Source organism: Acinetobacter sp. YH12064, from assembly GCF_013419735.1.
GTDB classification, from domain to species: domain Bacteria; phylum Pseudomonadota; class Gammaproteobacteria; order Pseudomonadales; family Moraxellaceae; genus Acinetobacter; species Acinetobacter amyesii.
On record NZ_VOZP01000031.1, the window covers coordinates 1 to 7401 of the forward strand.

Below are 7401 nucleotides of genomic sequence, written 5' to 3' on the forward strand. Positions count from 1 at the left end.
TTCCAAGATAGAGTTTTTAATAGTCAATACCTTAACAAATTGAACGCTGTACGTGAATAGAATTGTTTTATCAGGGTAGTTGTACTGTTTCATTCACGTAGAGATAGAAAATATTTTTTATTTAAAACAAGATATTAGGTAGTTATTAATGAGTACAAAGTTTAAATTATTTTTGCTAGCTTTTCCTATCTCAATATTGAGCCTTAATGCACATTCAAGAGGATTTGATATATATCCGAATCCATATTTTACAGATGCTTCCTTAGAAACAACCTTTGTAAATAAGTTAAGGAATACTAGTATTAAAGATATGAATAAAATGATAGAAGGTGAATGTAGGCAGTATAGAGATTATGTTAATTTATCAATACAAAATTGGGATTTAGCAAAATTTAAGCACAAATCCTTGAATGAAGCAGAGAGCTATTCAAATCAACTAATTAGCCAAATACCATATCAACAATCTCAGCAATATACTTTTCCTTTTGGGATAAGAACTTATGCTGAAAGTGAACAAATACTTAAAAATGCTGTATTACATAGAACAGAACCATTAAAAAAACAGCAATTAGTTGATGATATGTACTACACATGCATTCAGATGAATAGTCAAAAATACTTTATAATTTTGACATCAGATAGATATCTCACAAAAAATCAGAGCATCTTTCTACCTAAAAATGAATTACTAAAAAACTTTGACTCTAGCAACTCTATATTAAGGCTAGACTATGTACCATCTGATAAAGATAAACTCACTCCTCCAAATGTTGGTAAAAAAATTAACTTCACAGAAAAAGATTTGTTAGTTGCAAATAGTCTAATTGATAATGATATAGAAGTTAATTTCTCTATAGATACAGTTCGTTGGATTGACTATAAAAAAGCATCAAGAGATATGCAAAGTAGTTTTGAGAAGTTTATGAAAGAAGGAGGGAGAAATAAAAACTTCGCTTTAATAGCTTCTTTAGTCAAATACAAGAGTCTAGAAACTAACAATTTCAGGGATATAGAAGTTAGAGATCAAAATGCTTTTAGAAATATTTTTAATAATGATAAAAGCAAACAAGATGAAAAATTCAAAAATTTACTTAAAAACTTTAACTATTAAATATAGAGCCTGTAATCACTTCATTGAAAAGTCAGTGCTGTATTCAATAGCCACGCCCTACCGCATACACTAAAAAGAATACAATTATTGTATTCAAATACATTGTTTTCTATATATGAATACGGTATATTTCTAACATCTTAGATTTAAAAGAATACAATACTATGGCTAATGTTGGATATATAAGAGTAAGTACAGCAGATCAGAATACAGCTAGACAGTTAGATGGCTTACAGCTTGATAAAATATTTATTGAACACAAGAGCGGAAAGAATAAAGATAGAGAGCAATTAAAGGCATTAATTGATTATGTAAGGGATGGCGATACAGTTCACGTACATAGTATTGATAGATTGGCTCGTAACCTTGCAGACCTGAAAGAGCTAATTAGCTTGTTAAATGATAAAGGTGTATCAGTACACTTTCATAAAGAGGGAATGAAATTTAACGGTGATAAGTCTGATTCAATGACTAATTTATTATTCAATATACTAGGTAGCTTTGCAGAGTTTGAAAGAGAGCTAATGCTAGAACGTCAGAGAGAAGGAATTGCAAAAGCTAAGGAAGAAGGGAAGTATAAAGGACGTACCAAGTCTATTGATGATGATGCTATTAGATCGGCTATGTCTAAAGAGGGAGCTAGTTATAGAAAGGTTGCTAAAGAGCTAGGTGTATCATTATCTACAGTACAAAGAGCTATGAAAGGATAAGTAATATTATGGAAAAATTAAATAAACCTTTTGAGCCAATAACAACTCTTATAATTATTTATTTCGCTTTAGTAGCTGTATCTATAGCACTATATGCTCTTATACAAATATTTTTTAAATCTGATACAGCTACAGCATCTAGCCTTTTAGGTTGGACAGCAACTATGTTTGCAACTATAGCTCTACTATATACATTTAATAGTTGGAAAGATCAAAAAAGAAATGAAGAAATTGCTAAATTATCTAAAGAAACATACATTAATTTAAAAGATAGGTATGATTTAGTTTTAGATATCGCAAGTCATATAGATACAGTAAACTTGATAGATGATTATAAAATTAGCATAGATGATGCTAAAAAAATTAATAGACTTCTAAACATTGATTTAAACTTTAACTATGAACTATTAAAGATTAGAAAATACTGTAGTAAAAAAGAGATAATTGATAGTATTGATATTTATATAAAAGATTATAAATTAATTCAAACATATATTGGTGAATTGATATTTAAAGAATTAGGGTTTCAAGATGAAATCTCTAAATCAATCAATATTTCAAATGTTAGTGATTTTATGGAAAGCTATAAGACATTAACTGATTCATTATTTGAAGTTTCTGTTTTTAATTCATAAAAGCGTGTAGGCGCACTGTACCTCACATGTGAGTATATATACACGTACACGTGAGAGAGAAAGGGAGTCCAAATCTGGACTCTAATTTATACAGTTGAAAGCTGATAAACAATAAAGGCTATAGCTACAGAACATAGAAAGACTGTCATAGCTCTTTATACTTAAATGCTTGTAATAGCTTTACATCATCTACTAATGGCATATAGAGCTTTACATTGCTTAAATCAATACCATCAAAGCCAGGTAGAGAATCAAGAATATTTGATGTGATCTTGTCTAGCTTCTCTTTATTCTTTACTACTTTGTAGCCTTGTTCTAAATCTGCTTTTACCTTATTTGTTAGGTATTGCCATACAACTAAGTTTGATATTAGTTGATTGTATGTGCTGTTAATTAAGTGTTTGTTATAGTCGATCATTATTATTTATTTTCCTTTATTCTTATAGCTGTGCCAAATGTCTTAGCTCTGTTTACTAATTCTTTATCGTTCTGTTTAGCTAAATATGAGTAACGATATACTGCATCTGCAAATTCATTCTCATTCTTTAGATTATGCCCTGCACCTTTAATTGATTCATTCATAGGCTTGTGATGATTTAATCCAATCTTTGTATAGTCATCTACTATTTCATATTCAATACCATCTAAATTTGCTACTACTTTAATTAGATAACGTCTAAACATATCAGGGCTTATATTAGCCTGATCAATAATAATACCTAGCTCTAAATGTAATCCTTTCTGCTTTTCTGCATACTCAAAACTATAAATTAGACCATAGCTATATTTGTATTCTCTTAGCTTTCTTGTGAACTTTGCTAAGTCAAATGTGTCATTGTTATCTAATGCTAATGTGAAACGAAGTATAGTTGGTCTATTCATTTCATTTCTGCATCTGTTAAGTGTATGTAAGATTGATTGCATACTTTTCCTACTTAAATCATATTTAATGCCAGTTTTTGGATTGATTTGATTATTTACTGTGTATCCTAAATACTTGTTATTTGTTATTAATTTACTCATTGATTACTGTTTATTAATTAGTTTTATTCTTAATGTTTGTTAGATAGATAAAAGAGATATATATATAGATTATTAACTATTTACTATATATAGATTGATATATGTATCTATTAGATAGAGATATGATTATAGATATATACTCAGTTTATCCTGATTGCTTTTTAAATCCTGAAAGCCTTACTGTATAAGGGTTATAGAGATATATGATTAAAATATGTACAGCAAAAAAGCCCATAGTTCCGTAGATGGCTTGTCGTGATAGAGATCATGTATTGCTATGACTGCATTTCAGGTAGTCAGGAGATGAAAAGCTATTGTTTGATTATGTTTTTTAATTATGGGGTAGATTGTATCTTAAATTGACTAAAATGTCAATATGTGAAAGCTCTGCAACCCTTTACCCATATAGCTTATAGGCTTTTTATGATTTATTGTTTTTTGCTTATTAAACAAAGAATACTAATATTAAAAATAGACTTGTTTTATGGTTGTTTGAATACATACACCTACTGAGCTGAAAATTCAGTTGAGTGGAAATAGTATTAATTCCTAGAGATGTGAGCAAATTTGCTCGTATCTAATCAGTACCAAGTTCTATATGTTCTTTGATGATTGGTATAGATATTCCTATTCACCATTCAGATTTGAGGAGATGATTCAATTTTGAATGATGTATCCAAGTTTGGATGGATGTATTTAATTAGATACTAGATATTGTGGTTGTCAGGTCAGCATGACACAAGATACAGGTATGAATATAATTCTGTATGCTCATGGTTGCTCGTACATGAGCGTTTGGACACCTTGCCTATGCACTTGTACCACATCAAGCTAAGTGCGATGTAAACGCAAATGAGAGCCATATAGAGCTATACAGATAAATGATTAGTAATTGATTGGTTAATTCATTGTCCACCAATGGTGTATATTAAAATCTGTAAGCGTGAACTAGGTATTATTTGAAGTACCTTGTCAGATGGTAGGGGGATAAAGCTAATCTGCCCCCACCCCTAAATCCTGTCCTCAGTTTAAAGATAGGTACTCCGTATTAAGCAGGGGTTTTTATTTTAAAGCTCCGTTTCCTTTCCATTGAGAAGCAGATAGACATTACATAACTAATTTTAATGAAAGGTTTGTTCTACTGATCTAGTTGAATTTATAAATAAACAAAATTTGATTAAGGGTTTAGATATTTAAAAACAATAATATTTGAACGTATAAAACTAATATGCACACTAATACTTGTTTGATTGAATAGATTTAAAAACAAATAATGTAACTTGTATTCTTATTTTCCCTTTCTAATTTCTCTTTTCTCCACGCCCTCTGTTCTTCTCAATACCCTATTAAACTTCATGCAGTCGGTTGGATTCTGATAACTCTGTACGCTGTCAGATTCCTAGCACCTACAGAATACCTGTTATTGCGTACACAGCTATCAGATAGGTATAGATAGGATTCAAACATAGTCCTAGATGCTCACAGAATCGCTCAGATTGAACGATAGACACATTACCTATATCTATGTACCACTATGCTTTCTAGAAGCACCTTAGAGCGCAAATGAGAGCGTGTGGGCAAGTATAAAATCTTATACCCTGTCCAACCCACATCGAGGGATGGATAAATCATACCCGAATCCATGAGCTAAATTTGCTATGCAGATAATCAAAATAAAATTAAAAGTTTTGAAAAAGGAAGATTGGCTTTTTTGAAATAAAAAGAGCTTTGTAATGCTTTACTGTTTGCTGTATGCCTTTCTGTGTAAGGGTTATAGAGGGTATGTATGATATTATTCCCCCCTATGTGTGATATTATTCCCCTCTTGATAAGTACCAATAAGTGATATAAATCCCCCTATTAGTGATATTGATATACTGTTAAAACAGTGATAAAAGATTACTACTATAACAAAATGACAAATTCACCGTTCATAGTTGTGAGGGGATATGAGTAAGGATTCAAGACTTGTTGTTAAGGATAATAGTTTAATTGATGCTAGTTTTAACTTGTCATTGGTTGAACAACGGCTAATGTTAATGGCTATTGTTGAAGCTAGAGAGCTAGATAAACTAACACCTGACACACCTATTGAAGTTAAGGCTACAGCTTACAGAGATCAATATAAGACAGATAAGAGCGAAGCATATAAGCAGTTAGCAGATGCTACAAAACAATTATTTAATAGACAGTTTAGCTACCTTGATAAATACAAGGGAGAGGATTGTATAACCGTTGCTAGATGGGTAAATAGAGCTTCATATTTGAATGATAATGGTGCTGTTGTTCTATATATGAGTAGTGAAGTTATAAGCATGATAAGCAGATTAGAAGCTAACTTTACTCAATACCTTTTAGAGCAAGTCAGTGACTTTAAAAGTAAGTACAGTATTAGATTATATGAGTTGCTGATTAAATATAGAGATGTAGGCAATAGTAAAAAGTTTGAGATAGTAGAGCTTAGAAGTAAGCTAGGTTTAGAAGATAATGAATACAAGTTAAATGCTGTATTTAAAAGAGATGTTTTAGATAAAGCTATAAAAGAGATAGTTAACAAAACTGATATAAAGATCAAATATGAACAGTTTAAGGAAGGGAGAGTTATATCTCATATCTTGTTTAAAATAAGTAAGAAAAAAGATAAGAAGTCAAAGACTGGTAAGGATATGAATACTATTGATATGTTTGCTGATATGACAATTAAACAAGCTCTAATGTTCGGTGATAAGTTAAGTAGAGATATAGCTTTCCAAAATCATTACAAGGCTAATGTAGGAGAGAGCATAGAGGATTATTCAGAACGAATAGCTACAATGCTTATGGATGGATTCTATGTTAAAGAATGGATACAGTACCTAGAGAATGTAGGATTTGTTCCAACTAGATTATCCGAATAATCGACCTAACAGCCCTTTCTTTTCATGATTCTTATGTTCAATTAGCTTTTGATCTAGTTGCTGTTTAAGCCATGCTTCATTTGCTTTGACATACTCCAGTTGCTTTTCAAGTTGTTCAACCTGTGCCTTTAATTGTTCAACTTGTTGCTCTAATAGCTGTTCATTATTGTTTTTGGGTTGCTCAATTATTTGTTCAATTTTAGCAGTGCTGTTCAGTTGTTCAGTAATAGCCTGTTCTATGGCTTTCTTGTCTGTTTTGTTCCCAAATAGACGAATCATATCTTGTGCTGAAACAGTACCGTCACTGTTCTTTGTCATCTCGCCTTTCTTGATACGAGCATAAATTGTATTTCGACTGACTTTAAATAGTTTACTTGCTTGGTTAATTGATAGATTGCTCATACTTGTTCATTTTTGTTCTGTTCAATTGAACAATAATATACAGCATTTAGCATGTCAAAAACTGTTCAAAAAAAGAGAGCATATAGCTCCCCCTTTTCAACTTGTAGCGTTATGATTATTTCAAACGATCAGCCAGTTGATCTTCCATAGCTTTAAGTTTGTTCTTAAATTCTTTAATAGAGCTGATCAGTTTGTCATTGCTCAAATCTTTATAATCTTCTTTGCTTACTGTTGTTGAATCTGTACCACGCTTAACTACAACTTTACGAGATTTACGTTTAGCAGGGTATGTATATTCCTCTACAGCTTTTTTCTTAGCACCTGTTAAAGCTAATACCTCTACTGTACGAGCACGAGAAGCTAAACCTACTACTTTATTAGTTTTAGGTGATGTAAATAGAGTCTGTATTTGTTCAGGAGTTGCATCTTTTACTAATTCCATTACTACAGCTTTAGTTAAATTTCCTTTTGGTTTAGTGATAGTTGTCATATAAGATTCCAAGATAGAGTTTTTAATAGTCAATACCTTAACAAATTGAACGCTGTACGTGAATAGAATTGTTTTATCAGGGTAGTTGTACTGTTTCATTCACGTAGAGATAGAAAATATTTTTTATTTAAAA

At 30.9% G+C, this 7401-nt stretch carries 8 protein-coding genes; 4 read left to right on the top strand and 4 right to left on the bottom strand.

All coding sequences use genetic code 11. From position 1 onward, the window contains the following. The first annotated feature begins 148 nt into the window (after positions 1 to 148). The 3 genes from FTU13_RS17155 (at position 149) to FTU13_RS17165 (ending at position 2456) form a co-directional block, all read left to right on the top strand. On the top strand, positions 149 to 1111 hold the full coding sequence (locus FTU13_RS17155; protein WP_180161137.1) for a hypothetical protein: 963 nt from the start codon (positions 149 to 151) through the stop codon (positions 1109 to 1111). 164 nt (positions 1112 to 1275) lie between these two features. Next, the gene (locus tag FTU13_RS17160; protein WP_180161138.1) at positions 1276 to 1821 is read left to right on the top strand and encodes a recombinase family protein; all 546 of its coding nucleotides are present in this window, start codon (positions 1276 to 1278) and stop codon (positions 1819 to 1821) included. 8 nt (positions 1822 to 1829) lie between these two features. After that, a complete protein-coding gene (locus FTU13_RS17165; RefSeq protein WP_180161139.1) occupies positions 1830 to 2456 on the top strand; it encodes a hypothetical protein in 627 nt (208 codons plus the stop codon). A 145-nt stretch (positions 2457 to 2601) separates the two neighbouring features. Here the strand turns inward: FTU13_RS17165 and FTU13_RS17170 are convergent, their stop codons facing one another. Both FTU13_RS17170 and FTU13_RS17175 read right to left on the bottom strand, forming a co-directional pair. Beyond that, positions 2602 to 2874 (bottom strand): hypothetical protein, encoded by a 273-nt coding sequence (locus tag FTU13_RS17170; protein ID WP_180161140.1) that lies wholly within the window; start codon positions 2872 to 2874, stop codon positions 2602 to 2604. 2 nt (positions 2875 to 2876) lie between these two features. Further along, a complete protein-coding gene (locus FTU13_RS17175) occupies positions 2877 to 3479 on the bottom strand; it encodes a hypothetical protein (protein ID WP_180161141.1) in 603 nt (200 codons plus the stop codon). Between the two features lie 1949 nt (positions 3480 to 5428). Here FTU13_RS17175 and repM point away from each other — a divergent pair. Next, positions 5429 to 6376 carry a replication initiation protein RepM gene (gene repM, locus FTU13_RS17180; RefSeq protein WP_180161142.1) on the top strand — a complete coding sequence of 316 codons (948 nt, stop codon included), beginning with the start codon at positions 5429 to 5431 and terminating at the stop codon, positions 6374 to 6376. Here repM and FTU13_RS17185 read toward each other — a convergent pair. Beyond that, positions 6365 to 6778, bottom strand: coding sequence for a plasmid replication DNA-binding protein (locus FTU13_RS17185; protein WP_180161143.1), 414 nt, complete (start codon positions 6776 to 6778; stop codon positions 6365 to 6367). The two genes, repM and FTU13_RS17185, sit on opposite strands and share 12 nt — an antisense overlap. A 115-nt stretch (positions 6779 to 6893) precedes the next feature. Next, complete coding sequence (locus FTU13_RS17190) at positions 6894 to 7268, bottom strand: hypothetical protein (protein WP_180161144.1); 375 nt, start codon at positions 7266 to 7268, stop codon at positions 6894 to 6896. Between the last annotated feature and the right edge of the window lie 133 nt (positions 7269 to 7401).